General features: G+C 35.8%; 30 protein-coding genes and 1 riboswitch. Of the genes, 19 read left to right on the forward strand and 11 right to left on the reverse strand.

Features of this window, described 5'->3' with window-relative positions:
* The first annotated feature begins 88 nt into the window (after nucleotides 1–88).
* The 7 genes from queC to AC3ANV_RS10020 all read left to right on the forward strand — a co-directional run bounded on the left by queC (nucleotide 89) and on the right by AC3ANV_RS10020 (nucleotide 5,975).
* Nucleotides 89–748 (forward strand): 7-cyano-7-deazaguanine synthase QueC, encoded by a 660-nt coding sequence (gene queC, locus AC3ANV_RS09990; protein WP_488313466.1) that lies wholly within the window; start codon nucleotides 89–91, stop codon nucleotides 746–748.
* A 4-nt stretch (nucleotides 749–752) separates the two neighbouring features.
* Complete coding sequence (queD, locus tag AC3ANV_RS09995; protein WP_488313467.1) at nucleotides 753–1,235, forward strand: 6-carboxytetrahydropterin synthase QueD; 483 nt, start codon at nucleotides 753–755, stop codon at nucleotides 1,233–1,235.
* Nucleotides 1,228–1,956: a 7-carboxy-7-deazaguanine synthase QueE gene (gene queE / locus AC3ANV_RS10000; RefSeq protein ID WP_488313468.1), complete on the forward strand. Its 729-nt coding sequence runs from the start codon at nucleotides 1,228–1,230 to the stop codon at nucleotides 1,954–1,956. Before queD ends, queE begins: the two co-directional genes overlap by 8 nt.
* A gap of 95 nt (nucleotides 1,957–2,051) precedes the next feature.
* Nucleotides 2,052–2,780: a polysaccharide deacetylase family protein gene (locus AC3ANV_RS10005; RefSeq protein ID WP_488313469.1), complete on the forward strand. Its 729-nt coding sequence runs from the start codon at nucleotides 2,052–2,054 to the stop codon at nucleotides 2,778–2,780.
* Between the two features lie 53 nt (nucleotides 2,781–2,833).
* Nucleotides 2,834–3,655, forward strand: a complete 822-nt coding sequence (locus tag AC3ANV_RS10010) for a DUF2935 domain-containing protein (RefSeq protein ID WP_488313470.1) — start codon at nucleotides 2,834–2,836, stop codon at nucleotides 3,653–3,655.
* Between the two features lie 333 nt (nucleotides 3,656–3,988).
* Nucleotides 3,989–4,330: a hypothetical protein gene (locus tag AC3ANV_RS10015; RefSeq protein ID WP_488313471.1), complete on the forward strand. Its 342-nt coding sequence runs from the start codon at nucleotides 3,989–3,991 to the stop codon at nucleotides 4,328–4,330.
* 139 nt (nucleotides 4,331–4,469) lie between these two features.
* On the forward strand, nucleotides 4,470–5,975 hold the full coding sequence (locus AC3ANV_RS10020; RefSeq protein ID WP_488313472.1) for an aminotransferase class V-fold PLP-dependent enzyme: 1,506 nt from the start codon (nucleotides 4,470–4,472) through the stop codon (nucleotides 5,973–5,975).
* Nucleotides 5,976–6,016: 41 nt separating this feature from the next.
* Here the strand turns inward: AC3ANV_RS10020 and AC3ANV_RS10025 are convergent, their stop codons facing one another.
* The 3 genes from AC3ANV_RS10025 to AC3ANV_RS10035 all read right to left on the reverse strand — a co-directional run bounded on the left by AC3ANV_RS10025 (nucleotide 6,017) and on the right by AC3ANV_RS10035 (nucleotide 8,095).
* Nucleotides 6,017–6,712 carry an LrgB family protein gene (locus tag AC3ANV_RS10025; RefSeq protein WP_488313473.1) on the reverse strand — a complete coding sequence of 232 codons (696 nt, stop codon included), beginning with the start codon at nucleotides 6,710–6,712 and terminating at the stop codon, nucleotides 6,017–6,019.
* A complete protein-coding gene (locus AC3ANV_RS10030) occupies nucleotides 6,709–7,077 on the reverse strand; it encodes a CidA/LrgA family protein (protein WP_488313474.1) in 369 nt (122 codons plus the stop codon). Before AC3ANV_RS10030 ends, AC3ANV_RS10025 begins: the two co-directional genes overlap by 4 nt.
* A gap of 124 nt (nucleotides 7,078–7,201) precedes the next feature.
* Nucleotides 7,202–8,095, reverse strand: coding sequence for a LysR family transcriptional regulator (locus AC3ANV_RS10035; protein ID WP_488313475.1), 894 nt, complete (start codon nucleotides 8,093–8,095; stop codon nucleotides 7,202–7,204).
* 181 nt (nucleotides 8,096–8,276) lie between these two features.
* Between AC3ANV_RS10035 and AC3ANV_RS10040 the strand changes: the two genes are divergently transcribed.
* On the forward strand, nucleotides 8,277–8,765 hold the full coding sequence (locus AC3ANV_RS10040) for a L,D-transpeptidase family protein (RefSeq protein ID WP_488313476.1): 489 nt from the start codon (nucleotides 8,277–8,279) through the stop codon (nucleotides 8,763–8,765).
* Nucleotides 8,766–8,866: 101 nt separating this feature from the next.
* On the opposite strand, the gene AC3ANV_RS10045 is transcribed toward AC3ANV_RS10040, so the two are convergent.
* The gene (locus AC3ANV_RS10045; RefSeq protein ID WP_488313477.1) at nucleotides 8,867–9,844 is read right to left on the reverse strand and encodes a glutaminase; all 978 of its coding nucleotides are present in this window, start codon (nucleotides 9,842–9,844) and stop codon (nucleotides 8,867–8,869) included.
* A gap of 166 nt (nucleotides 9,845–10,010) precedes the next feature.
* Nucleotides 10,011–10,544 carry a YceI family protein gene (locus tag AC3ANV_RS10050; RefSeq protein ID WP_488313478.1) on the reverse strand — a complete coding sequence of 178 codons (534 nt, stop codon included), beginning with the start codon at nucleotides 10,542–10,544 and terminating at the stop codon, nucleotides 10,011–10,013.
* A gap of 326 nt (nucleotides 10,545–10,870) precedes the next feature.
* Here AC3ANV_RS10050 and AC3ANV_RS10055 point away from each other — a divergent pair, with 326 nt between their 5' ends.
* From AC3ANV_RS10055 to AC3ANV_RS10065, 3 genes are all read left to right on the forward strand, one after another.
* Nucleotides 10,871–11,635 carry a hypothetical protein gene (locus AC3ANV_RS10055; protein WP_488313479.1) on the forward strand — a complete coding sequence of 255 codons (765 nt, stop codon included), beginning with the start codon at nucleotides 10,871–10,873 and terminating at the stop codon, nucleotides 11,633–11,635.
* Between the two features lie 201 nt (nucleotides 11,636–11,836).
* Nucleotides 11,837–14,179 (forward strand): RNA polymerase recycling motor HelD, encoded by a 2,343-nt coding sequence (helD, locus tag AC3ANV_RS10060; RefSeq protein ID WP_488313480.1) that lies wholly within the window; start codon nucleotides 11,837–11,839, stop codon nucleotides 14,177–14,179.
* A 136-nt stretch (nucleotides 14,180–14,315) separates the two neighbouring features.
* Nucleotides 14,316–14,783 (forward strand): GNAT family N-acetyltransferase, encoded by a 468-nt coding sequence (locus tag AC3ANV_RS10065; RefSeq protein ID WP_488313481.1) that lies wholly within the window; start codon nucleotides 14,316–14,318, stop codon nucleotides 14,781–14,783.
* A 22-nt stretch (nucleotides 14,784–14,805) separates the two neighbouring features.
* Here the strand turns inward: AC3ANV_RS10065 and AC3ANV_RS10070 are convergent, their stop codons facing one another.
* Nucleotides 14,806–15,036, reverse strand: a complete 231-nt coding sequence (locus tag AC3ANV_RS10070; RefSeq protein ID WP_488313482.1) for a hypothetical protein — start codon at nucleotides 15,034–15,036, stop codon at nucleotides 14,806–14,808.
* Between the two features lie 456 nt (nucleotides 15,037–15,492).
* Here AC3ANV_RS10070 and AC3ANV_RS10075 point away from each other — a divergent pair, with 456 nt between their 5' ends.
* Together AC3ANV_RS10075 and asnS are read left to right on the forward strand one after the other, a co-directional pair.
* Nucleotides 15,493–16,392, forward strand: coding sequence for an alpha/beta hydrolase family protein (locus tag AC3ANV_RS10075; RefSeq protein WP_488313483.1), 900 nt, complete (start codon nucleotides 15,493–15,495; stop codon nucleotides 16,390–16,392).
* 158 nt (nucleotides 16,393–16,550) lie between these two features.
* Complete coding sequence (gene asnS / locus AC3ANV_RS10080; RefSeq protein ID WP_488313484.1) at nucleotides 16,551–17,942, forward strand: asparagine--tRNA ligase; 1,392 nt, start codon at nucleotides 16,551–16,553, stop codon at nucleotides 17,940–17,942.
* Nucleotides 17,943–18,018: 76 nt separating this feature from the next.
* Here asnS and AC3ANV_RS10085 read toward each other — a convergent pair whose 3' ends face one another.
* On the reverse strand, nucleotides 18,019–18,192 hold the full coding sequence (locus AC3ANV_RS10085; RefSeq protein ID WP_488313485.1) for a hypothetical protein: 174 nt from the start codon (nucleotides 18,190–18,192) through the stop codon (nucleotides 18,019–18,021).
* Nucleotides 18,193–18,477: 285 nt separating this feature from the next.
* Here AC3ANV_RS10085 and AC3ANV_RS10090 point away from each other — a divergent pair, with 285 nt between their 5' ends.
* From AC3ANV_RS10090 to AC3ANV_RS10100, 3 genes are read left to right on the forward strand one after another with little or no spacing between them, the layout of a single operon-like run.
* Nucleotides 18,478–18,849: a DUF2089 family protein gene (locus tag AC3ANV_RS10090; protein WP_488313486.1), complete on the forward strand. Its 372-nt coding sequence runs from the start codon at nucleotides 18,478–18,480 to the stop codon at nucleotides 18,847–18,849.
* On the forward strand, nucleotides 18,850–19,233 hold the full coding sequence (locus AC3ANV_RS10095; RefSeq protein ID WP_488313487.1) for an SHOCT-like domain-containing protein: 384 nt from the start codon (nucleotides 18,850–18,852) through the stop codon (nucleotides 19,231–19,233).
* A gap of 5 nt (nucleotides 19,234–19,238) precedes the next feature.
* Nucleotides 19,239–19,508 carry a hypothetical protein gene (locus tag AC3ANV_RS10100; protein WP_488313488.1) on the forward strand — a complete coding sequence of 90 codons (270 nt, stop codon included), beginning with the start codon at nucleotides 19,239–19,241 and terminating at the stop codon, nucleotides 19,506–19,508.
* Between the two features lie 261 nt (nucleotides 19,509–19,769).
* Here AC3ANV_RS10100 and AC3ANV_RS10105 read toward each other — a convergent pair whose 3' ends face one another.
* Nucleotides 19,770–21,236, reverse strand: coding sequence for an amino acid permease (locus tag AC3ANV_RS10105; protein ID WP_488313489.1), 1,467 nt, complete (start codon nucleotides 21,234–21,236; stop codon nucleotides 19,770–19,772).
* A gap of 98 nt (nucleotides 21,237–21,334) precedes the next feature.
* Nucleotides 21,335–21,524, reverse strand: a riboswitch (Lysine riboswitch).
* Between the two features lie 330 nt (nucleotides 21,525–21,854).
* Between AC3ANV_RS10105 and AC3ANV_RS10110 the strand changes: the two genes are divergently transcribed.
* Together AC3ANV_RS10110 and AC3ANV_RS10115 are read left to right on the forward strand one after the other, a co-directional pair.
* A complete protein-coding gene (locus AC3ANV_RS10110) occupies nucleotides 21,855–22,670 on the forward strand; it encodes a YitT family protein (protein WP_488313490.1) in 816 nt (271 codons plus the stop codon).
* Between the two features lie 168 nt (nucleotides 22,671–22,838).
* The gene (locus AC3ANV_RS10115; protein ID WP_488313491.1) at nucleotides 22,839–23,807 is read left to right on the forward strand and encodes a DMT family transporter; all 969 of its coding nucleotides are present in this window, start codon (nucleotides 22,839–22,841) and stop codon (nucleotides 23,805–23,807) included.
* 48 nt (nucleotides 23,808–23,855) lie between these two features.
* Here AC3ANV_RS10115 and AC3ANV_RS10120 read toward each other — a convergent pair whose 3' ends face one another.
* The 3 genes from AC3ANV_RS10120 to AC3ANV_RS10130 form a co-directional block, all read right to left on the reverse strand.
* Nucleotides 23,856–24,716 (reverse strand): DUF421 domain-containing protein, encoded by an 861-nt coding sequence (locus tag AC3ANV_RS10120; protein ID WP_488313492.1) that lies wholly within the window; start codon nucleotides 24,714–24,716, stop codon nucleotides 23,856–23,858.
* An 18-nt stretch (nucleotides 24,717–24,734) separates the two neighbouring features.
* Nucleotides 24,735–24,941, reverse strand: a complete 207-nt coding sequence (locus AC3ANV_RS10125; RefSeq protein WP_488313493.1) for a DUF1657 domain-containing protein — start codon at nucleotides 24,939–24,941, stop codon at nucleotides 24,735–24,737.
* Nucleotides 24,942–25,042: 101 nt separating this feature from the next.
* Nucleotides 25,043–25,246 (reverse strand): DUF1657 domain-containing protein, encoded by a 204-nt coding sequence (locus AC3ANV_RS10130; RefSeq protein WP_488313494.1) that lies wholly within the window; start codon nucleotides 25,244–25,246, stop codon nucleotides 25,043–25,045.
* Nucleotides 25,247–25,448: 202 nt separating this feature from the next.
* Between AC3ANV_RS10130 and AC3ANV_RS10135 the strand changes: the two genes are divergently transcribed.
* A complete protein-coding gene (locus AC3ANV_RS10135; protein WP_488313495.1) occupies nucleotides 25,449–25,787 on the forward strand; it encodes a YmaF family protein in 339 nt (112 codons plus the stop codon).
* The last annotated feature ends 25 nt before the right edge of the window (nucleotides 25,788–25,812 follow it).

Genomic DNA, 25,812 nt, shown 5'->3' on the forward strand with positions numbered 1-25,812 from the left:
GTTCTAGCACCCCTCTCAAAAAAAACTAAGAGAAACAGTACTGCTTTCTTAGTGGTGCTGTTTTTCTATTTTAAGGAGAATGAAAAAGATGGAAAACAGTAAAGCGCTTGTTGTATTTAGCGGTGGTCAGGACAGTACGACTTGTTTATTTTGGGCTTTGGACCGATTTAAAGAAGTAGAAGCAGTCACTTTTGATTATAATCAACGGCACAGCCTTGAAATTGAGTGTGCCAAAAATATAACGAAAGAGCTTGGAGTAAGGCACCACATTCTGGATATGGCTCTTTTAAATCAATTAGCTCCAAGTGCGTTAACCAGAGATGACATTGAAGTGAAAGAAGGAGAAGATGGTGAACTTCCATCATCCTTTGTACCCGGAAGGAATTTAATCTTCTTATCATTTGCGGGAATTTTGGCAAGCCAAATTGGTACTGCACATATTGTCACCGGTGTTTGTGAAACCGACTTTAGCGGGTATCCGGATTGCAGAGATGTTTTCGTAAAATCACTTAATGTAACATTAAACCTATCAATGAATTCACAGTTTGTTATTCATACACCACTTATGTGGCTAAATAAGGCGGAAACTTGGGAATTAGCGGATACTCTTGGTGCTTTAGACTTCGTCAGGGAAAAAACCCTTACTTGTTATAACGGAATTATTGCTGATGGTTGTGGAGAATGTCCTTCCTGTAACCTAAGGCAAAGAGGCTTAGAGGCATACTTGAAAGCTCGAAAGGAGTTTTAAAGCTATGTACGGTTTTCGAATTGTTGATAAACTCCAAAAAATTGATGAAGATATTAAAAAAGACCAATTAAAATATCATTCTAAGCGAGTATTAGTTAGTAAGGAATTTACCTTTGATGCTGCCCATCATTTACACAATTATGAGGGGAAATGTAAGAATTTGCATGGGCATACCTATCGAGTGATTTTTGGCTTAAGCGGATTTGTTGATGAACGCGGCTTAATGATTGATTTTGGCGATATTAAGGAAATTTGGAAAAATGAAATTGAAATTTTTCTTGATCATAAATATATAAATGAAACCTTGCCGCCAATGAATACTACTGCAGAAAATATGGTTGTTTGGATATATGAAAAAATGTCAGTGTCCCTGCAAAAAGAAGATAGAAAGAAGCAGTATAATGGGGCAAGAGTTGAATTCGTTCGATTGTTTGAAACCCCAACTAGTTACGCTGAAGCCAGAAGGGAGTGGATGGAGTGTGAGTAAAATACCTGTAATGGAAATTTTCGGGCCGACCATCCAAGGCGAAGGCATGGTAATTGGACAGAAAACGATGTTTGTTAGGACCGCAGGCTGCGATTATTCCTGCAGTTGGTGTGATTCATCATTCACCTGGGATGGTACGGAGAAAGATGACACAAAAATGATGAATGCAGATGAAATTTGGGATGAACTAAAGCGTCTGGGGGGAAATGGATTCTCTTATGTAACCATTTCAGGTGGTAATCCCGCATTATTAAAAAATCTAAATAGCTTTATTGACCTTTTAAAAGAAAATAATATTAAAGTTTGTTTGGAAACACAGGGTAGCAAGTGGCAGGATTGGTTTTTCGATATTGATGAACTAACGATTTCACCAAAGCCGCCAAGCTCCCGAATGGAAACTGATTTTGATGTATTAGATACAATTATTAAAAGATTGGCAGATAACAATCATGAAAAACATTTCAGTTTAAAGGTTGTCATTTTCGATGATCAGGACTATGAATATGCCAAAAGGGTTTATAAACGATATCAAAATGTTCCATTCTTTTTACAGGTTGGAAATGATGACATATTTACCAATAATGATCAGGAGTTAGTAAGACGTCTTTTAAATAAATATGAATGGTTGATTGATAAGGTCATCGCTGACCATGAATTTACGAATGTAAAAGTTCTGCCCCAATTGCACACCTATTTGTGGGGGAATAAAAGAGGGGTATAAAGAAAAAGCCTATCCAATTTCAATTTCCGGATAGGCTTTTTTTGTTCTGGAAACAATAGGTGAGAGCAACATTTCTAAGAACAAGTGGGTGTATTATGAAAAAGTTATTAATCCTTTGTTGTGTTATTTGGGGATTTCCAGCTTCGGTTTTTGCTCAGCAAAAAGTACCGATTTTGATTTATCATTCGATAGACGAATACAATGGTCATGGTATAAAGGAGCTATATGTAACACCTGAAAATTTTGAAAAACAAATGACCTATCTCAAAGTTCATGGGTATACCCTATTAACTTTTGAACGCTGGCAAGAGAGGAATAAAGTAAATAAACCTATTTTCATTACCTTTGATGACGGTTATAAAAATAATTTGAAGGCATTTACGATATTTCAAAAATTGAAGACGGAGCATTTTAAGCCAACAGGTACCATATTTGTTATCTCTGATTTTATTGGTCGTTCTAATCGATTATCGAAAGCTGATTTAAAATTGATGGCAGACTCCGGCATCATCTCGATCCAGTCGCATACCGCAACACACCCTGATTTGACCAAAATTGATAATTTTGAATATGAACTGAGAGGATCAAAGGAAAAAATCGAAAAAATATCAGGGAAACCAGTGATTGCTCTTGCTTATCCTTATGGAAATTTTAATGAAAAGGTAGTCACGGAGACAATGAAATACTATCGTTTTGGGATTACTACGACACCGGAATTATTTTCTGAAAAAGGCATTAAAAACGAACATTATTACATACCTCGAATCTACGTGAAATATTCAACAACACTCGAAGATTTTGTAAAAGTCTTGAAGGCTGAATAAAGATATATATTAATAAATAGGCGAATATGCTCTTTGTAAAGGGGGCATCTCGAATGGACACAATTAGTGTGTGGGAAGAACATCTATTTTGGTTAGAAATTCTACAGGATCATGCAATTTTTGTACGTGATTATTTATCGACTGAAGAAAAAAAGGAAATTTCCATTGCAGAAAACTTTATTCTTTCATTTGAGGTGGTACTCAACTTACTTAAAAATATTAATCCAGTTATGGTATTAACATCAGATGAGGCAATTTCCTTTGCAAAGCAATCTTACAAAGTTACCTATGAATATTACCGATTTGAAGGGCATTTGCAAAATCTAAGAATTAAAAACAAGGTTAATCTTAATCTATCTCCAACTTATTTGAATGGGACTTTAAATGAAAACCAGGAATATTTACGGTTATTGACATACTTCATTAATGGCAAGAAACCTTTACCATTAATGCTGGATCAGCTGTTGGATTTGTGGCTGGAGGATCAGCTGGGACACATCATTTTATTGCGGAATCTCATCGACCCAATAGAATTAGCGGTTGAAAAACAAACAGATAGGTATGCACAGAAGTTTCAGATGTTTATTTTGCAGAATCATCATGTGAAAGGATTTCTAAGATTTACCGAACAGGGATTTCCACGACAAAAGGAACTAGCCTTGGAGGTCGGACAAACGGTAATCGAAATGAACGATTATATAAGATCTGTTGTGAAAAAGTACAGAGGAGAGAGAATACTAAATAAAACGACCTTAAGGTTTTTAGAACATCATTTTCCTGAAACCTGTTATTTTGTTAGAAAACTGGCAGAATTTGCACCTGAACTTCAGAAAGAAAGTACTCAATGCTCTTTAAGAAAACCATCATTTGGATAAACTGAATTTATTAATCATAGGAAAGGAGGAAACAGGAGCAATTTATTTGTCGTTGTTCGTGCTTAAAATCATAGCCACAAACACACCATTCTATGAGTTTGAAACCAGAGTAGAGAAGCGCGAACAACTTTGATTAACAATTATTATATTAAACTATTATTTTTAAAAACTGATGACTAGAATGTTAATAAATTGTAACGATTAATCCAAGAATGGGGTATCATATAAAAAATTAATAATGAAAAAACTTTGTAAACTTTGCGAAACTTCCATGTAATCATACATCTATATAATGAAGTAAGCAGAATTAGACTTTATTAGGCAGGTGTTTATATGGAAGAAACGATCGTAAAATCCTATTTGCAAAAGTCTCTGGAAGAATGGAAGGATGATATTTCTCTCGTACTGGATGAAATTGCAAAAGAATATGACGAAGTAGCACAGGAGTTGAAAGTATACTCCTACAAATATGGCATTACAAAGCAGGTGATCCAATCAACTGTTAACGAAGAGATTATCGAAAAAATTCGTCAAATGTACCATAAACCTTTTGAAGAAAGCTATAATCAGCTTAAAGAATACATACGTGACCTAGAAGAAAAAAGACGAGTATTTCAAATGTTTATTCAGAAAATTGATGAAGTGACGAGAAAAGAGTCCGCTAAAATATCTTAATAAAAGGTAAAAGCAGTCAGGCAATTTTTGTTCAGGCTGCTTTTTTCTTTTGAAGAAAATCTACATTTGTACAGATGGAACCTGCACTAAAGCGCTTTGCATATATTGATTAACAGGATTAAGTAGCGAGGTGAAACAAATGATCACCGCAAAGATCGGCAGTAAAACCTATCGAATGTTTAAAAATCTCGAAGAATATTTTGATAACTTTCGGTCGCAGGTTATTGGTATGAACCAGGAATTTGATTCTCCCTACGGGAAGAAAAAAATTATTTATGCGGATTGGACCGCCAGTGGGCGGTTATATAGGCCGATTGAACAAAAAATTTCTGAGGTTTTTGGTCCTTATATGGCCAATACTCATACAGAATCAAATATTACCAGTTTAATGATGACTGGAATCTATAAACAATCTAGAAAAATAATAAAGGAACATGTTCATGCAGATGAAAATGATGTCGTTATTCTTGATGGATTTGGTATGACAGCTGTAATCAATAAATTTCAAAGAATTATAGGAATAAGAGTACCGGAACAAATGAAGAAGCGTTTGGTTCTTTCCGAACAAGAACGACCAATAATTTTCCTGACACATATGGAGCATCATTCTAATCAAACCTCTTGGCTGGAAACGTTGGGTGATGTCGTAATCCTGAGTCCTGACCTTAACGGCGAAGTGGACGTTTATCAGCTTGATCAGCTACTTCATCAATATAAGGATCGTAAAATCAAAATTGGTTCTTTTACGGCCTGTTCCAATGTAACGGGGATACAGACTCCCTACCATAAACTGGCCAGAGTCATGCATCAACATGGTGGCCTCTGTTTTGTTGATTTTGCTGCTTCTGCACCCTATGTATCCATTGATATGCATCCTAAAGATCCTTTGGAAAAGCTGGATGCCATTTTTTTCTCGCCTCATAAGTTTCTTGGGGGACCGGGGACAAGTGGTGTTTTAGTCTTTGACTCAAGATTGTATGTTAATAACATTCCTGACCATCCGGGAGGAGGGACAGTAACCTGGACGAATCCATGGGGTGAGCATCACTATTATTCTGATATTGAACTCCGCGAAGATGGGGGCACCCCTGGAATTCTTCAAGCAATTCGAATTGCGCTATGCTTAAATTTAAAGAACCAGATGAATGTTGAGAATATATTAAAAAGGGAAAAAGAATTATTAACCCTCTTACTGCCAAATTTAGAAGCAATACCGAACCTACACATCCTTGACGGGCATAAAAAAGACCGCTTGGGTATTGTCTCATTTTATATTGAAAATATTCATTATAATCTAATCGTTCGATTATTGAATGATCGGTTTGGTTTTCAGGTTCGCGGCGGGTGTTCGTGTGCAGGTACTTACGGGCATTATCTATATCATATTGACCAAAAAGCCTCTAAGGAAATTACAAATAAAATCGATCAAGGTGATTTATCGGATAAACCGGGGTGGGTCAGATTTTCCTTACATCCTGTTATGACAAACGCGGAAATAATGCATTTTGTAAAGGCCATAAAGGAAATAACAATTAATATTGAAGAATGGAAAAAAGATTATATTTATGATGTGTCAAGCAATGATTATTTTTATATAGATCACATTCGAGAAGATATGTCACCGCTTTTTCGGTTTGAATGGTAAAAGATAACGCCTATCCCAAGTCATAAGTGATAGGCGTTTTTTTAATGGATATGAACGAAATTCATTAGTGCTGGAATCAATGAAAATCCCCAAATTAAAGTAATCCAAGCTGCAAAAATCATTGCAAGAGTAGAAAAGGTTCCTTCCTGCTCTCCATACTCCATTGCTTTATTGGTACCGGCACCATGTGCAGCCATTCCCAATGCTAATCCTTTCGCAATCGGAGTTTTAATCGACAAGCCTTTAATCACCATTGGCCCGATGACACCGCCGATCACGCCGGTTAAAATAACAAAAACGGTTGTAAGCGTTGGAAGACCGCCTATTTCTTTGGATACCTCGATGGCAATTGGGGTCGTAATTGATCTTGGTAAAATACTTACCACAAAATCAGAATTCAAGTGGATTAATTTAGATAATCCAAAGGATGAAAAAATAGCAATGAGTGTACCTGCTGTAATACTAACTATAATATTTCCGATATATTTTTTTACCAATTGAAAATGCTTATAAATTGGAATCGCAAACGCGACGGTTGCTGGTCCAAGCATATAGGTCAGCCACTTGGTCGAAGATAAATAATCATTTGCTGAGACATGTATCAGGCTAATTAAACCGATTATAGCCAGTGGAGCAATTAATAGAGGATGGAAAAGCGGAAATGACCATTTCTTGTTAATCTTCTTCGTTAAACGGTAAAAAATATAAGTAGTTACAGTAAAAAAAATCATTTTCATAACGCACTCCTACTTTTCCGATTATAGAGTTTTTCGGCAACATAGGCCGTCGTGCCCATAACGATCATCGTACTAAAAATGATTAACACCACAGTTTCTATACCTTGCCAGCCTAAAATTTCCTTGTAATTAACAACCCCGACAGCGGAAGGGACAAAGAAAAGAAGCAATTCGGCTAAAAGCCATTTTCCGCCTTGTTCTACCCATTCAAGTTTTACAATATTAAGCATTAAAGCCAGGAATAATATAATTAATCCAATCATCGAAGCAGGAATAGGCACATTCACTACCGATTTAACGGCAACACCAATTAATAGAAAAAGATTAATAAATAAAATTTGTATTATGATTTTGATAAATTTCATCGTAACAACCTTCCTATATTAGAAAGGAGCTAATAAAGCTCCTTATTTTTGTAATTTATATAAGCCATGTTACGCTGAATTCCGTTATTCGTAAAATACATAATTAGAATAGTTGATATAACTTTTAGTTATGATGAAAAAATTGCTTTTCATTTACAATATAGTTGATTAACGTATGCCCTGCGTATGATATATAACGATCTTTTTTGGTAATGACAGCAAGCTTCCAAAGAATTGCAGGTCGGAGTTTTATTATTTTAATATCCGGATTCATCACGCGATTACAAATGGACTCCGGAAGAGCTGTAACACCCAGGTTCGCTGCCACCATTTCAGACATGAAGTCCCATTGCGAGCTTTTGAATAAAATCTTCGGCTCAAACCCCTGATTAATAAATTCGTCCCGCATAATTTCATGTAAAGCAAATTCCTCATTATAGAAAATAAACTCCTCATCCTTTAATTCATATAATTCAACAAACTCACGTGCTGCAAAACGATGCTTGTGATGTACCAACAATTTCATTTCTTCCTCAACAATCGGGTAAACATCAAATTTTTGTTCCTCAATCGGAAGAACCGCTACCCCTAATTCAAATTCTCCCTCCTCGACACTCTTTACAACCCTAGCACCACCGTATTCGGTTATATTGATATGAACGTTTGGAAATTGTTGATGAAATTTTGCAATCACTTTAGGAAAGAAAAGACTCCCAATAATGGGCGGAAGACCGATATGAATTTGTCCTCGTGAAAGGTTTGTCATATCGTTTAAAGTCGTAGACATTTCATCCATAAGCATCATCATCTTTTGTGCATATTCCATTACAATCAAACCTGCATCAGTAATATCACTCGTCTTATTTGTACGGATAATTAACGGCATCCCCAATTCAATTTCAAGCCCCTTGATCATCTTACTGAGAGCCGGTTGCGAAATATGAAGGGATTCTGAGGCTTTGGTGATGCTTTTATATTTTGCCACTTCCAAAAAATATTTTAAATGCCTAATTTCCAAAAAAACACCTCCAAACTACGACTTATTATAGCCGAAAAAAATAAAAGAAGATAATAAGTAAACGATTTTTAATAATCTCCTTGTTACATTCTAAAACACACTTAATATAAACATTCTCCGGATATGTAAGCAACGCCTAACATATCTCCGCATATGCTAAAAGAAAAAAAGGTGGGAAACCATGATTCATACAGTAAAGCCCGGTGAAACGATTGGTTCAATTTCTGCTAATTATCGGGTTAACTTGCACCGCCTCTATGCTGCAAATCCGGGAATAGGTCATTTATATGTTGGACAAAAAATTCAAATTCCAGGGCTGCCGGAGCCAAATACCATTCCATATTCAATCCAAATTTCTGTTGGAAAGCGCAGACTTGCGTTATATAAAAATGGAGGACTCGTGAAAATTTTTCCTATCGCTGTAGGAAAGATGCTGACAAATACACCCACTGGGGAGTATGTGATTGTTAATCGCCAATTGAATCCGGGAGGTCCTTTTGGGGTGATGTGGCTTTCATTATCAAGACAAGGCTATGGGATACATGGGACAAATGATCCAAGTTCGATTGGAAAAGCCGTTTCACATGGCTGTGTGAGGATGTACAATCGAGACGTTCTTCAACTTTCTGATACGGTTCCGAATGGAACGAGAGTAATCATTCAACCATAATTAAAATCCCGGCCTAGGAAATTCAGAGCCGGGATTTTTGAATTATTTATAAGTGAGGAGCTTTCCGATATAGAGAGCTTAATTTTATTATTATGATGAAATTAAAGCAACCGTAAATTCCATTCTTTTGATAATTGCGTAAGGAGTTTAACTCCGGCGGTACTATTACCGTGCTTATCAATTGCAGGACCGTAAAGACCAATGCCCCAGCTGGTAGAGCGATTATTTAACGCTCTTGCACTCGGTGGGATGGCTGCCATTATCCCTCCTGAAACACCACTTTTGGCAGGAATACCGACAAAGGCTGCAAACCTGCCGGAGTAATCATACATTCCGCATGTTAACATTAACGTCTTTGTTAAACTGGCTATCTCGGGCGAAAACAATAACTCGTTCGTATAAGGATGGATACCATCCCGGGCTAAAATCAAACCAATTTGTGCTAATTCAGCGATAGTCATTTCAATGGAGCAAAGTTTTAAATAAACTTCCATGGCATCTTCCACATCACATAAGAGGTAGCCGGTTTCCTTAAGCCAATAGGCAAGTGAGCGGTTTCGATTTGCCGTTTTCCACTCGGATAAAAAAACGTCCTCATTTACCATAGGTTTTCTGCCAAGCAATTTTTCTAAGAATGATAATAAGGAATCGATTTTTTTAGCCGGTGAGTCCCCAGGAAGCAAGGAAGCAACCGTTATTGCTCCCGCGTTAATCATTGGATTAAACGGTCTTCCGGGATGGCTTAATTCCAAACGGAAAATGGAATTAAAGGCATCTCCTGTCGGTTCCACATCCACATACTCCAATATTGTTGGTATTCCGCTTGTTGAGCAGGCATGAATAAAGCTAATGACTTTAGAGATGCTTTGTAGGGTAAAACTTTTTTCGGCATTCCCTGATTTTAAAAAAATTCCATCAGAAGAAATCATACAAATCCCGAGGTCATTAGGGTTAGCTTTTTTTAAAGCGGGAATATAATTGGCTGTAGCTCCATTTACTGTATAGTTTTTAAATTCTAAAACCATTTCATCGAGCTGCTTTTGTAAAGAGATTGTTTTGTTTGGTAATATATCCTTCATAGATCTTGGATCCTTTCTGATTCAGAGGTCTAATTTATTATTAGGAAATTAGAATTTCTTATTAATACGAAGCTGCATTTATTATCATACATTAAACAAGCAAGTAACAGTGCCTAAAAATAAAAAAGGCGGGACGGAAAAAATCCACCCTGCCTTTTGCTATAAATTATTCAGCTTTTGCCGCTTGAATTTGAAGGTTGATTTTTACTTTGTCACCAACAAGAACACCGCCGGTTTCTAGAGCTGCATTCCAGGTTAAGCCGTAATCAGAACGATTAATAGTTCCAGTTGCGCTGAAGCCGGCTTTTTCATTTCCCCACGGGTCTTTTCCTTGACCTTCGAACGTAACGGCGAAGGTTTCTGGATTTGTTACACCATGCAGTGTTAAATCACCAGTAACGTTATACTCACCATCATCAGTTTTTTCAATGTTTGTTGCCCGGAAGGTCATTGTTGGATAATTTTCTACATCGAAAAAGTCTGCAGAAACTAAGTGACCGTCGCGATCTTTGTTACGAGTGTTAACACTGGATGTTTCAATTGTAAATTCAATCTTTGCTGTTGTTAAATCTGTGGGATCCGCTTCAATTGTAGCATTGAAGTTATGAAAAGCACCTTTTACATTTGCAATCATCATATGACGAATAGAAAAATCTACACTACTATGTGCGGTATCAATTGCCCATTTAGTTTTTGTCATTTTGTTTCTCCTCCATTAATTTTGTTTTGGAATTATTTATCTTGAAATTGAAATAACTTAATTCAAGATAAATTATATGTTGAGAACCACCATATTGTCAAATATTTTTTTAAATAATTATCACAATCTTTCGTCATCTATGAAAAAGAATGAAAAGAGCAATAAATCAAATACTACCTATATTAATCAAAAAGGAATGGGAAATGACCATGAAGAAAACAAAACGGAATTATATTCCTTTTATAGTATTATTTATAATCCATTCAATTCTATTAGGATTTTCCTTTTATAAAAGTAAGAACAGGAAATCATTATTCGTGCTGCTAATGTCGAATATTGGATTTGCTTATCTTTTAGAGTACTTTGTTTTAAATATTTTTAAAGCATATAAATACAAACCAAAAATACTGAAAAAAAAACAATTTGACAATAATTTTGGGGCGATTTTATCACAAGCCGTTTTTTTGCCCTTTACTGCTGTATTTTTATCAATAACTAAATTAGGGTGGAAGGCAAAATGGATCGGAGGCTTTTATTTTTCCTTAGTTGAAATATTATTTTTATTGCTTGGTGTGTATAAGCATTATTGGTGGAAAGTTTCCTATACCTTTTTTCTAATTCCTTTTTACTTTAAATTGAGTGATTTGTGGCATTACTATCTTTGTAAAAAAAATCCAATTGTGAGATTTATTTCACTTTTTTTTATGATCATGGTTTCAGATGCAAATATATTATTTTTCTTAGCGGTTTTTCGCAAAATAAGGTTTGGAAGAGGGAGGTACCATTCTTGGAATGAACATTTTATTATGGTGCCGTTATACTCTATATCATTATCAGTTTTTGCGGCATGTTCATTAAGAAAAAAGAATAGTTGGTATGCAAAAGTAAAGGTGATGTTTTTTGCTTTTAGTTTAGAAGAGCTATTAAAAAGGATAGGGATAGTTAAAAGTAAATTTGGTGTATGGGAATATTTCATACTTCGTTTCATATTGATCAATATTTATGGGAAATTTAGAGATTGGATATATAAAGAAAGTAAAAGTGAAGATGAAAAAAACATGAGTTGTACAGCAGAGGGTCAAAAAAGTTGAAAAGCTAAAGTGTTCAAAGAATAAAAAAAACGCCCCCGAGGCGTTTTTTGCAATCATTATTGATATTGAAGGCACATCGTGATAAGATTAAATTCGGTCTAAATGAATTTGTCTGTTAATATATTTTTCCTATAATAACATTATCACAATTAATTGTAGTTGTCAAACAGAAGGCTCAAATTATTTCGGGAGAGTGGACAAATGAGCGATTTACAAAATAAAGACTGGCAAATGGAGCAAGAACGTGTCAGGTTAGTTATAAAGGAGATTGAAAAAAAAGTAAATAAGCTCGGACAGAATGCAGGTAAGGTAAACTCAGATGTGTTCGAGCTTAGAAAAACATTTTGGCAGGATGTAACTGTCAATTTAGATGAGCCGGATGATATGGCTGAAACGGCAGCAAGTATTAAACAACAGGCTGAGCTTCTTTCAGAACGTGAGCGGACGCATAGACAAATGGATAAAGAACTTAAAACGTTGGAGCGATTAAAATATTCCCCTTATTTTGGTCGAATTGACTTTTTGGAAAATGGAGAAAAATCAACTGATCAAGTTTATTTGGGAATCGCCTCCTTTATGGACGAGTCTGACGAAGACTTTTTAATTTATGATTGGCGCGCTCCGATTTCCAGCCTTTATTATGATTTCCCCCCGGGTCCTGCACGATATAAAACACTGGATGGAATGATTGAAGGAGAAATGAAATTAAAGCGCCAATTTCTTATTAGGTCTTCAGAAATAAAAGGTATGTTTGATACAGGTGTAACCATTGGCGATGAAATGCTTCAGGAGGTGCTGGGGAGCAACGCCAGCACACAGATGAAAAGTATTGTTGCAACTATTCAGCGTGAGCAAAACCAAATTATCCGTAATGAACGTAGTAAGCTGCTCATCGTCCAAGGTGTAGCCGGAAGCGGAAAGACTTCAGCAGCATTGCAACGGGTTGCTTATTTGTTATACCGCTATCGTGAAACATTAAAATCAGAAAATATAATGCTTTTTTCACCTAACCCGTTATTTAATAGCTATGTTGCAACTGTTCTACCTGAACTGGGCGAAGAGAATATGAAGCAGGCTACGTATATGGAATATTTAACTCACCGTTTAGGTAATGAATTCAATGTCGAAGACTCCTTTACTCAAATGGAATATTTACTTAACGAAAGAGAAGACCTGAATTATGACGTAAGAGTCAATAGTGTTCGTTTTAAGGCAAGTCTTGAATTTAAGAAAATGATGGATCAGTATGCTAATAGATTGTCCAAAAATGGTTTGATTTTTATAGATTTAACTTTTAGAGGGGAAGTTTTAATCTCCAAAGTGGCAATTCATGATTATTTTTATTCAATAGAGGAAAGTTATTCGATTCCGAACCGGATCCAGCTTGTAAAGGAATGGCTATTAAGGGAATTAAAGAGAAGAGTTAAACAAGAACGTTCGAAAAGTTGGGTGGAAGAAGAGATCCAATTTCTTGAAAAAGAGGATTATCTTGAAGTTTTCAAACAAATGCAGGAAAAGAATCGTTTTACGGAAAATACATTTGACGATTTTGCACAAGAACAAAAGCTTCTTGCCGAAATGGTGGTGAAGGAGAAATTCAAACCGCTCTTTACCAAAGTCAAACGGTTAAAATTCATTAATATGATGGGTATTTATCTTCAATTGTTTAAGGGAAATGAAAAGAAATCGGAAAGTCTGCAGGACAATTGGGAACAAATTTCTATCCAAACAGTGAAAAAGTTAAACAAGATGGAAATTTACTACGAGGATGCCACACCATTTGTATATTTACAGGATTTAATTGGTGGACGTAGATCAAACACATCCATCCGTCAAATATTTATTGATGAGGCTCAAGACTATACTCCGTTTCAATTTGCTTTTATACAAAAGCTGTTTCCCTATAGTAAAATAACCCTTCTCGGTGACTTTAATCAAGCAATCTTTTCAGGTGCAACAGGTGCTGCGACTGTTTTAACGGATCTTGAAATCGAAGGGGAAGATGTTGAATCATTTGTTTTAACCAAAACTTACCGTTCTACAAAAGAAATTGTGGAATTCACCAGTGCTTTAATTGAAGACGGCGAAAAAATTGAGCCGTTTAACAGGTTGGGTAGAAAACCAATTGTCACAAACGTGGAACCTATTATGGTAAATAGTTTCGTGGTTACTAAAATCAAGGAGTTTCAGAAAGATGGTCATCGAACGATTGCTGTTATTTGTAGAACAGCAGAAGAAAGTAAAATAGCCTACGATGCACTTAAAAATGAAATTCGTCTTCATTTAATTGAAAAGGGAACAATCTCCTATGAAAAAGGGATTCTTGTCATTCCTTCGTATTTGGCAAAGGGAATAGAATTCGATGCAGTCATCCTCTACGATAGTTCTCAATATAAAAATGAAAGTGAACGAAAACTGTTTTATACTGTCTGCACAAGGGCTATGCATGAACTTCATATGGTTACAACAAAAGGAATTAGTCCCCTTATGGCAAATGTACCAAAGGAATATTACGTAATAAAAGCCGTAGAAATAAATTCATAATTTGCAAATAAAAAACAGCAGCCTAAGCTAACGGGTTCACATCAGAGGTGCAAACAATCCATTAATCGCGAAAACTACGACAGGAAAAACTCAACCTGTAAAATGGTTTCAAAATAATTCTTGGGGGAAATACCATATGCCGATGTATTTTGAAGGAATTACAAATGAGACACTTTATATTGCGTTAGAGATCATCAATTCAAACCCTGAATACAATGCTTATGAAAACGGAGAGGAGTCCAGGACAATTGATGTTATTAAAGAAGAATTTATTAATCCCCATTCCATTAGTTCTTTCATCAAACTTGATGATACCTATATTGGCGTGATTGATTATTTATTGGTAAATCCAAATGATCATTATCCATGGCTTGGACTTTTAATGATCCATCGGGAATACCAAGGCTATGGATTTGGTGCACAAGCTTATGCGCTTTTTGAAAATGAAATGTATGAACGAGGTGTGAAGCATATACGAATCGGTGTATTGAAAGAAAATACAAAGGCACATTCCTTTTGGAAATCAGTAGGTTTTGTTTATTATAAATCTAAAGTATGGAAATACGGCAATGAAATATTATGTTATGAGAAAGAAGTAAGATGAAAAAAACTTCCTAAAGGAAGTTTTAAACTTCAATTAACATGAATTCTTCTGCAAAGCTTTGGACTTGGTTTTTATCTAGTTTGTTCTTTTTTAATAACGACTCTGCTATCACTAAATGAGGCTGAATTGCAACAATCCTTTTTAAATCCCGAATTGACACATCGCCATTCAACAATTGAATGGCTTTCTCTCTGATGTCTTGACTCTTTGAAGAATGGTAAAGGAGAAACGCAATACAAGTTACCTTATCCACAGGAAACCCCCCTTAATCAAGAATCGAACATTTGTTTATAAATTCGACCACAATCTAAAATTTCCTGCTTGTTTTCTGAATATTTTTATATAAATATAGCAAAATATGGATTTTTGTTTTAAATATTAGACTAAAGTTGTTGTCATTTTAAAGCTTCTTTCCGAAGTGGAATAGTTTAACTTTCTTTATGATAAAAACATGGAAATAACGGAAATTGAAAATGAAATAATTAAAATTCTTAAGCTTGATATAAACCATCAAGGTTTTTTTAGTGTGGAGATAATTCCCTGTCGATTCAAAGTTAAAAGATGGTAAAATAGAATTATACAAAATGTTTAAAAACTTTTTTTTATATAGTTAGAAATTCGCTTTGGTAATTTATTTTATTTTTATATTATATTTCACTGAATATTCAAATAAATTTAATTGAAAGATTTATCTTGGGGGCGGTAGCGGATGTTTGAATACAAAGGAGATATTCTTACAGGATTTAAGGAGATGGCGTCTATTTCAAAAAAAGGTTATTCCATTAAGGATGTCTATTTTGAAAGCCCTTTCAAAGGGGAGGTTCCTGCCTATCTGATTGTTCCGGATACAGCTTGCTCACACCCGGCTGTCCTTTATTTGCATCCGGGACAGGGAAGCCGGGATTCATTTTTAAAGGAAGCCGAATTCCTTGCCTCGAAAGGATATATTTCACTATTAATTAATTCCCCTTTTTTACGTAGAAAGAGTACTCAGGAATTACCTGAACAACAAAAATTGGCTAAAACCATTGAAGTGTTAGTGGATATAGAAAAATATATTCAAACGATTATGGATTTGCGAAGGGGTGTAGATCTGCTCTGTAATCTGGACTGTGTTGACGAAAACCAAATTGCCTATGTTGGCCATAGCTTTGGTGGTACTTGGGGGGGAGTTTTGGCAGGAATCGAACATAGAATCAAGACATACATCTTGATCGCCGGCTATGCAAAAGCCTCCGAATGGCATTTGACGAATGACCATCCAATGGCTGAATTAATTCGATGCTTCCTAACCCCTGAACGGTTTGAATATTTTATTTCAAATTTACAAAAATTAGATGCGATTCACTATGTTAAAAATGCTGCCCCTGCATCAGTCTATTTTCAATTTGCAAAAAATGATGTATTTATCGGACAAGATCAATCATCCGCGTATTTTTCAGCTGCTAGCTCTCCTAAAAAAATCTCTTGGTATGAAACAGATCACCTTTTTACTGATTGTGAAGAGGCTTTTCAAGACAGGCTTGAGTGGCTTTGTGAACATATTTCAACAGGAGTAGACTTTTTTTTAAGGGAATCCACAACAAAACAAAATAAATATTCTATTTAAACAGTAAATGTGTTGAATATTGCTTATCTAGTATGATTTTTATATAATATTGAAGGGATAAAAGAAAAATGATGATAAGTACCATGGAATTTTACCTTTCGTCCCAACGGGGATGAGAGGTTTTATTGTTTTTTACATAAGATTTAGGAGGAAAACCAATGAAACAAGCCTTAATTAAGGATTTGTACAGAAACACAGAAAGCTTCATCGAACAGAAGATCCAATTATCCGGCTGGGTTCGTACCGTTCGTGATTCCAAAACCTTTGGTTTCATCGAATTAAATGATGGCAGCTTTTTTAAAGGCGTGCAAATTGTCTTTGATGAGCAATTGGAGAACTTCAAAGACATCGCAAAGCTGCCAATCAGTTCTTCCATTAAAGTGGAAGGGGATTTTATTCACACTCCGCAAGCGAAGCAGCCATTTGAAATTAAAGCGACAGAAATTGTGGTTGAAGGAACTTCAAACGTCGACTATCCATTACAAAAGAAAAAACACTCGTTTGAATATTTAAGAACAATTTCCCATTTAAGACCTAGAACCAATACTTTTGCGGCAGTTTTCCGTATACGGTCTTTAGCTTCCTATGCTTTGCATAAATTTTTCCAGGATAGAGGATTTGTTTATGTTCATACCCCAATTATCACTGGAAGTGACACTGAGGGTGCAGGAGAAATGTTTAGAGTGACAACTTTGGATATGGAGAATCTTCCTAAAAATGAAGAAGGTAAAGTCGATTCAACTAAAGACTTTTTCGGTAAGGAATCGAATCTTACGGTAAGCGGGCAGCTTAATGCCGAAGCATTCGCATTAGCATTCCGTAACGTATATACTTTCGGCCCGACATTCAGAGCGGAAAACTCCAACACAGCGCGACATGCGGCTGAATTTTGGATGCTTGAGCCTGAACTTGCTTTTGCTGAGCTTCCGGATATTATGGACCTTGCAGAAGATATGGTGAAGTATGTCATTGGGTATGTTTTAGAACAAGCCCCTGAAGAAATGAACTTTTTTAATAACTTTATTGAAAAAGGCTTACTAGATCGTTTAAATAATGCACATACAGCTGATTTTGGCCGTGTTACTTATACAGAGGCAATTGAGATGTTAAAAAATTCAGGTGAAACATTTGCCTATCCGGTTGAGTGGGGACTGGACCTTCAAACAGAGCATGAGCGTTATTTATGCGAAAAAGTCTTTAAGAGACCAGTCTTTGTAACTGATTATCCAAAAGAGATTAAGGCGTTCTATATGAGATTAAACGAAGATAACAAAACTGTTGCGGCAACTGATTTACTTGTGCCTGGAATTGGCGAACTGATTGGTGGAAGTCAACGTGAAGAGCGCGAAGACATTTTGGCAGGTAAAATCACTGATCTTGGCATGACTAAGGAAGATTATTGGTGGTACCTTGAATTAAGAAAATACGGCGGCACAAAACATTCCGGCTATGGCATTGGTTTTGAACGCTTAATTATGTATTTAACAGGAATGTCTAATATCCGTGATGTCATTCCATTCCCAAGGACACCGGGAAATGCTGAATTTTAATTTCTGATCAATTATAAAAGGCAAAAAAGAAAAGAAGACCAATTCGCTAATTGGTCTTCTTTTCTTTTTTCAAATTCTAGGGATTTTGTAGTTCTTCTTCGAAAAAAAATGTCCCCGGATATTCCTTAACAATGTAAGAGTATCTTTTCATGTTTTTTACATATTGCCATTTTAATATGGTGACTTCCTCACCGGTTTCTTTAATATTCACAATTTGACCATTTTTATAGCGGTTATTTACGCTCCTCAATTTGACACCCCTTTTTTTCATTCCTTTTCAGTATACCACAAAATGATGAAGCAACTATTTTACGAATAAAAGATTTCATGATTATTGTGTCCATTTCTGAATCTTCGAATGTGAAAGCTAAGATTTTTTATTTAGTTATGAATACTGAGTAATACTTACTTGAAATTAATATGAAGTTAAATAATTTTAATTATTTTCGTTAAAATAATTAAAAAAATAAATTTAACTATTCAAATCTTGAATGATGTGTTGTATAATTTGGTTAAAGTAGGAAGGGAGAGTAATATGGCTTATCCGCTAATTTCAAACTGCCCCGTTTGCAGCAAACAATTAAGAATTACAAAATTACAATGCAGCCATTGCCATACTACAGTGGAAAATGAATTTGAACTATCTAAATTTGCATCTCTAGGTCAAGAGCAGCTTCATTTTATCGAAATCTTTCTAAAATCTCGCGGAAACATTAAAGAGGTTGAAAAAGAATTGGGGATATCCTATCCAACTGTTCGCGGGAAATTGGATGATATCATTTCTTCCCTTGGTTACACGTCAAATAAGAAAATAGAAGTTGATAAGAAAAAGGTTGTTTCGATGTTGGAAAAAGGTGAAATAACTGCGGAAGAGGCTATCCAATTATTGAAAGAGGGGGAATTGTAAATGAAAGACGAAATTACCAAAGTTTTAACGATGGTCGAGGAAGGAAAGCTGGATAAGGAAAAAGCGACTGAATTGATCGATGTGTTGCAGGGAAAAGATAAAGCAGATAAATTAAGTAAAGAATCTCCTTACAACAATAAAATGCTAAAAATTAGAGTTGCCTCAGAGGTGGGTGACAATGTAAACGTTAATTTGCCAATAAAACTTGTTAAAGCTGTTTTAAAAGTCGGCACTAGCATTGCTGAGAAAATCCCCGAAGCTGAAAAATATGTAAAGGATATAAATATTGATCTGTTAATTGAAGCCATTGAAAATGAAGTGGACGGACAAATCGTCGATATTACCTCTGCCAAAGGCGAAAAAGTATTCGTTATCATTGAGTGATGCTAATGATAAAGGTGAAAATTAGCATCAAGGATAAAAAATTTACCGTTCCAGTCCCATACCAGCTCTTAAACATGTTAAGCGGTCTTCTTACATCAAAAAGAATGATTAGATATGCCAATAAGGCGATTGAGAAAGACGGAAAAGACTTTAAAGTACCGCAAATAAGTAGGAAAGATTTAAAACCATTGTTGAAGGCTCTTTCAGAGCATAAAGGATTAATTTTAGTTGAAACCAAATTAAATGATGGAACTGAGGTTATAGTCAGGCTTTAAAGTATTATTTCCTGTTTGGGGATAATGCTTTTTTCTTTCTAATATGAAATAGGAATATTTTTTATTTTCAGGGTTAAGAGCTCTGCTTTTGTGGAAATATCTTTAAAGGAGGCGGAATTATCGTAAATCCACACGGAATTAAAGACTAAACTCGCGGGTAAAGATAAAAAATCCGCGGAATTAATAAAATGGATAAAACATTCGAAATTTTCTGAGTTTATGGGATAAAAAAATAGCACGCGCAATTGCGTGCTAGCGTAATTAATTTGATAAATCACATTTCTGTAAAGGAATAACCTTTGTCTTTTTCGTAAATTTATAGACAAGCCATAAAATCAGGAACAATGGTAAACCGATGTAAGAAACTAAAACGCCATTCCAATCGACATGATCTCCCATAAATGCTGAGTAGTTTTGTCCTAAAACAACAAATCCACAGACAGCAAAAGCGAAGATTGGTCCAAATGGGAAGAATTTTGATTTATAAGGTAATAAGTTTAAGTCTTTACCTTGGGCAACATATGCCTTCCGGAAACGGTAATGACAAATGGCAATTCCGAGCCATGCGATAAATCCCGACATTCCGGAAGCGTTTAATAACCATACATAAACAGTGCCATCTCCAAATAAAGAAGCAAGGAATGCGAGCGTACCTACTAACGAAGTGACAATTAATGCATTAACGGGTACACCATTTTTGTTTAATTTACCAAGGAATTTAGGTGCATTGCCTTGACGTGCTAAATCCCACAGCATACGAGTTGAAGCGTACATTCCTGAATTTCCTGCAGATAATACTGCTGTTAAAATGACAGCATTCATAACAGATGCAGCGAAGGCAATTCCTGCCTTTTGAAAAACAAGTGTAAAAGGAGATACACTTACATCACTATTTGCCAAAGAACTGTTTGTATAAGGAATCAAAAGTCCAATTACTAGGATAGCTAATACATAGAATAAAAGAATACGCCAGAATACTTGTTTTACAGCACGAGGAATTGATTTGGACGGGTCATCCGTTTCTCCTGCAGCAACCCCTAAAAGTTCTGTTCCTTGGAAGGAGAAGCCAGCTGCCATAAAGATTCCCAGCATGGACATAAAGCCGCCATGGAATGGTGCATCGCCAATCGTGAAGTTTTTAAAGCCGATTACGTGACCACCCATAATCCCAAAAATCATCAATGCACCAGCAATAACAAAGATAATAACGGTAACTACTTTAATAAGTGAGAACCAGTATTCAGCCTCCCCGAAACCCTTTACAGAAAGATAATTTAATAGAAACATAATGATTAAAAAGACTGCGCTCCATATAAATGAAGGAGTATGCGGAAACCAGAACTTCATAATCATCGTTACCGCAGATAATTCGGCAGCAATTGTAATCGCCCAGTTATACCAGTAATTCCACCCAAGGGCGAAGCCGAGGGAAGGATCTACAAATTTGTTTGCATATGTGCTAAAGCTTCCTGCAACAGGCATATAGGCACCCATTTCGGCAAGGCTGGTCATTAAAAAATAAACCATGACACCAATTACAAGATAGGAAAGAAGGGCACCTCCGGGACCGGCAGAATGGATAGCTCCACCACTGGCAAGAAATAAACCGGTACCAATTGTTCCTCCCAGTGAAATCATTGTAAGGTGACGAGCTTTTAAGCTTCGTTTTAATTCCGTTGCTTCATTTTTAGGTGTATAACTTTCTTTTATTACACGTGCAGTTTGCATTGTCTTGACTCCTTTTATTTATTTTTGGAAGGAGTTTGGAATAAAAAATACCATCGAAGTAGAATCGATGGCATTGTCAATACCCCGCATCATACCTTCCGAAAGATAGCTCAACACGAATGGCTGGCAGGGCCAAACGTGACAGTTCTGTTCCTATTTGGAGACAGCCCCAGCATGCTTTTCCAGAGATGAAAGCACACTTCGGCAGCTTTTCCTTTCTAACGGAGTCAGGGATATCTCTGCATCTCATCCGTTATACTAATAAAAACCGCGACCTCTACCTCATCGGTTTGATGAGGATTTATGATATGAAATTAATATACTCCTAAAGTATAAATACTATTGTAAAATTGTCAATGTATTCTCGTTAAAAATATAACAGAGCAAAATTATATTATAGCATGAATATTGATTTTATGTGTATAAATATTCACTTTAAGAATCAAGTTAATCTTTAGTTTGTATTGAAAAAACGAGTGGGAAATGGGTAAAGAAGCAACAAAATTGTAATTGACAGATAATTTATTATTATTATAAAAAACTTTTAAATTTACATTAGCGATAAGAATCGGTATTATTTTCTAAAAGAAATATGGCAGGTGTGAGGAGGACTTTTCCGTGAGATTTATTGGAATTATTATCGGATCCCTTATCGTTGTAGTGGGATTTAACCTTTTCTTAATCCCCCATGAAGTGTTAAGTAGTGGGCTAAGCGGGATCTCAATGATTTTGGGGATGATTACTCCTCTTAATACAGGGCTGGCAAACTTCCTATTGAACTTTCCGTTATTAATTATCGGATATAAAATGATTGGCAAAAAGTTTGTCTTGAATTCAATCTTTTCTGTATTGATTATATCTTTAGGTCTATATTTAGTTCCTGTCCATGAAATTGCGAAGGATACAATTCTATCTTCGATCTTCGGTGGTGCCTTAACAGGACTGGGGGTAGGGATTGTCTTCCGTTGTTCAGGATCAACTGGCGGATTTGACATCATTGGTATGATTATTGCGAGAAAAAGAGACTTTCCAATCGGTGTTTTGCTTTCGGGTATGAACGCAGTTGTTATCGTAATCAGTGGCTTTTTGTTTAATTGGGATTCGGCGCTTAATACATTAGTTTCCATCTATGTAACCGGAAAAGTTGTGGATACCATATACACTGATCATGCGAAGCTGACAATCATGATTATTACCAATAAGGGTGAGGAAATGAGGAAGCATTTGCTTACCAATTTGTATAGAGGCTTAACAATCATGGATGGTGTTGGCGGTTATTCGAATGATAAACGTAATATTTTAGTTACTGTAATTTCCCGTTATGAACTAAATGAAGTAAAGAACCTCATTTCGGAGGTCGACACAGATGCATTCGTTAATATTACTGAAACGATAGAAGTTATGGGGCTTTTTCATCGACCAAGCCCGAAATAAAAATAACCCCGGAATGGGGTTATTTTTATTTCAGTTAATTATTAAATCGATTTTTTTAGTATCAACAAATAATTCTGAATTCTGATATACTAAAATAATGGATAAAAATCCTATGGCTATAGTAAAAAGGGTTGGAATTGAAACAGAAAAAAGAAGGGAAGGGAATCAATGCGGTCCATTATATTAGGCATTTTTGCCGCTTTCTTTTTTGCATTTACATTTATTCTTAACAGGAAGATGGACCTGGCAGGAGGAAGTTGGATTTGGAGTTCTTCATTAAGGTATTTCTTTATGGTACCATTTCTCTTAATAATCGTAATAGGTAGAAGAAACCTTAAATCACTGCTAAGTGAAATGAAAAAGCAGCCGGGTGCATGGTTTATCTGGAGCTCTGTCGGCTTCGGATTATTTTATGCTCCGATTTGTTTTTCAGCTTCCTATGCTCCAGGATGGCTTATTGCAGCCACATGGCAAATTACGATTATCTCCGGATCTTTATTGGCTCCATTTTTTTACGAAATGGTCCATACTGATAAAGGTTCAATACAGGTAAAGGGAAAAATACCTTACAAGGGTTTAGCCATGTCTTTGCTTATTTTACTTGGTATTATCCTGATGCAATTGGAACAAGCAAACCATCTATCACTTCTTAGGTTAGCACTGGGTGTATTCCCTGTTGTCATGGCTTCTTTTGCTTATCCTTTAGGAAACAGAAAGATGATGGACATTTCTGGAGGCCGCCTGGACGCGTTTCAACGAGTATTAGGAATGACTTTAGCCAGTCTTCCTTTTTGGATTGCTTTGGCCATATATGGTTTACAAACAGTGGGTCCTCCAAGCTTGGAGCAATCAATTCAATCAGGACTTGTTGCGGTTTCCTCCGGTGTCATTGCAACTATTTTGTTTTTTCAAGCAACAGATTTAGTGCGAGGAAATATGCAGAAGCTTGCTGCAGTTGAAGCAACCCAATCAATGGAGGTATTATTTGCTTTAATTGGTGAACTCTTCCTCTTAAACTCTGCTTTCCCTACTGCATTATCGTGGTGTGGAATGATTTTAGTTATGGGTGGGATGATGTTGCATAGTTATGTATCGCACAAGAAAGAAATTCCTCGTAGACAAAATGCTAGTGCATAAGCATAGATCCTTATCGACTTTTAAGATAAGGATCTTTTTTAAAAACTTTTACCCATTTAGATAGGGGGTTAATTTTTCGATAGCTTCTTGTACTTTAGCTGCATTTTTTTTATACATTTCTTTTGATATTTCGCAATCAGTTTCAAGTGAAAATAATTCTAAATCTGCTTGTGTTTTCTTTAACGTTGCCATTAAAAGCGGCCGTTGTGCAGGTGAAGGTACTTTTAATTTATCATCATAAATATCGATGCTAAGTTCTCCGTATGTGTCAACTTGTCCTAGGAAAACGTTATCAAGTGTTACCTCAAGTTTTTCTAATTCTGTTTGCAACCACCCGCGGCTTTTTCCGGCTGAACGTAATGGTTCATCTAAAATTTTTCCATCCATAATAATAGTTTGAGGTTCTTTTTCATTTGCAGTTTTCATTTGCAAATCTTTTGGAGTTAGAGGGCGATTTTCTTTTTTCAAGAGGGCACTTAGATTGCCCCGTGGTTCTAAGACTGCGAATTCAACGTCAGCGACTCTAAAGATATCTTTTTGACGAAGTAAGGCCGATAATTCATCAATGGTATATTTCTCCTTCTTTAAATTATCTTCTAATATTTTCCCATCCTTAATTAAGACGGTACCTCTGCCTTCGACAATATCACGGAATGTTTTACTTTTTAAAGAAAGAAAGTTCGCCATAAATGTAACTAGGCCAAATACGATAATTGCCAATGCCCCGTGATACATATTACTTTCCAGTCCGGTGACAACTTCACCGGCGATACTCCCAATTGTAATACCTGCAACGTACTCAAAGAAAGAAAGTTCTGAGATTTGTTTCTTTCCGATTATTTTTGTTGTAATAAACAAAAGCAGTAAGAAGATAATTGACCTTGATACAATATATAGCCATCCTGGCATCGTTTCTCACCTCAAAAATTATGAACCTTTATACTGCGGTTCTTGACGTTCAAGTTCGAAAACTCGTGACTGAAGATCTTTTTTTACATCCATCATAGTTAACATGGTTTCATGAAAAACTTTTTTAGCATCCTCGTCAAGGGAGTTTAACGCGAGCGAGGATAACTGTGATTCTATATTTTTAATGGATGAAAGGCATTGTTTTACATTTGCGGCTATTGTCACATTACATCAACCTTTCCATTTGCTTTTAAAAACAATAAGAGGGTGTAAATCAATAAGGAAATGAAAAAAGGGGTTGGCAGAATCGCCAACCTTTTTTATTATTATTGATTGTATTGAGGTTCTTCAGCCTGAATTTCTTTAAGACGCGGCTCAATGCTATCAAGAACGGATTGTGTTTGCTGAGCAGCTTGTTGATAAAGCTGTTTTGCGTTTTGGTTATCGGTAGCTAGCGCAAAGGTCTCAAAACTTGCCTGTGCACTTTTTAAACCAGCTAAAGCTTGTTTTACTTGTGTACCAACTGTCATGTGAAAAATCCCTCTTTCGTGTTTAAATTGAAATTACAAAAGTAGTATGCGGAATCATTTTCTTGCTTATGTATTAATAAAATTATTGGAAATAAACTCCTAAATATATAATAAGTCCATTTCTTAAATGTCCAAAAATAGGATTTTATGCAAAGGTTTTTGCATATATATTAAACATCTCTAAATAATGGGGTGGTATAAAATGAGGAAAACGGGAAAAGACGATTTTGTCCAAGGATTTGTTCCGCATCATAATCATGGATCAGTTGATTATACAGGTGTTTCAGGCGGGCATGTCCACCAATGTTTAGATGTCACATCACCACCAATTATGACTCATGATGTGGGGCATATCCATTATACGGAAGGATATGTTTTGTTTGAGGATGGCCATACACATCATTATCAAGCATATTCAGGACCTGCCATTCCTGTTGGAAATGGAATGCATGTACATTATTATGATTTTAAGACATCAGAAAATGATGGGCATAGTCATCATGTTAAGGGAGTAGACCAACCTGCACCGGGATCAAAATAGGATATTTCATAAAACCTTTTTTCAA

The sequence above is a fragment of the Neobacillus sp. DFD-2R genome (assembly GCF_057747865.1).